Source organism: Nonomuraea sp. NPDC049695, assembly GCF_040674955.1.
Lineage (GTDB): Bacteria > Actinomycetota > Actinomycetes > Streptosporangiales > Streptosporangiaceae > Nonomuraea > Nonomuraea helvata.
On record NZ_JBFANV010000248.1, the window covers coordinates 1 to 1004 of the forward strand.

Consider the following 1004-nt stretch of genomic DNA (forward strand, 5'->3'; position numbering starts at 1 on the left):
TCGTAAGCCTCGCGGATCATGGTCCGAGGACGTACGGTGGCTGCATGGGTAGAGTCGTGATGCTCGTCATAGGGGCCCTGCTGGGCCTCTTCGTGACCGCCGCTGAGAACCCGGGTGACGACCAGGCGCGTCTCCGCGGATGCGTAGTGACTGATCATTTCGTGAAGCCATACGTATCGCGAGTCGGGATCGGACTCCGCGGCCGACCCGACGGAAACCACCTTCGTCATGTCCTCGGTGATCCGGCGCACGACGTTCTCGGCCTCGTCGTCCTGCAGGGGATAGCAGAACGAGCCCTGGATGCGGCCGACGGTCACCGGCGTGAAGAGGACGTCACGATTGAGCCCGGTGCGCTCGGCCAGTACGGCGATCAGCTGATCATCGGTTGTGATCAAGGCGTTGCCCTTCGTTTCGGCGCGGCCACTGTTCGTGATGATCCTATAGCCCCCGATGGGGGCGGCCGACGTCGAACGCAGCAAATGAGGTCAAGCCGACTCGGATCATCATTAATCACAGAACGATCACAAACCACATGAGGTGATCAACGCCTCTGACATCCGTCAAGTCGTCTGACTACACTTCTGACTCGCTGTTAGTAACAAATGCGCTTATAGCGCACAGGCCCATGGATATCGGAAAGATGTCTGTCCGCATGCACCATTTCACTGCCTTATCCGTCCTCATCGTCCCTGGTCATCCCAGGCAACCTCACGCTCTGGTTAAGGACCGTCAATGACCAGGCTCGACCTGCCTCTCGCAACCAGCCAGCACACCCAGGCGGGGGTCTGGCCCTCCACCCCTGTGCTCCGCATCGACCTGCGACCGATCCGGTTGAACTACAACGTCATCAGGGCGGCCTTCCCCACTGCCCTGATCTACTACGCGGTCAAGGCCAACCCCCACCCTCAGCCACCAGTAGAGGTGGCCGAGCAGGCCGTGCGGATGGAAGATCGCCCGCTGGTGGTAGTACGTACGGCCGGAGGAACGGGAGACGCCCAGCTCCA

The 1004-nt window shown here is 61.1% G+C and carries 1 protein-coding gene and 1 pseudogene; both read right to left on the reverse strand.

Annotated features, from left to right (window positions below; all coding sequences use genetic code 11):
• The coding region (locus AB0J64_RS57340; RefSeq protein WP_364047307.1) for a hypothetical protein at positions 1-479 on the reverse strand (479 nt) is incomplete at its 3' end.
• Positions 480-912: 433 nt separating this feature from the next.
• A pseudogene (locus tag AB0J64_RS57345) lies at positions 913-1004 on the reverse strand (DUF2867 domain-containing protein); the annotation flags it as partial.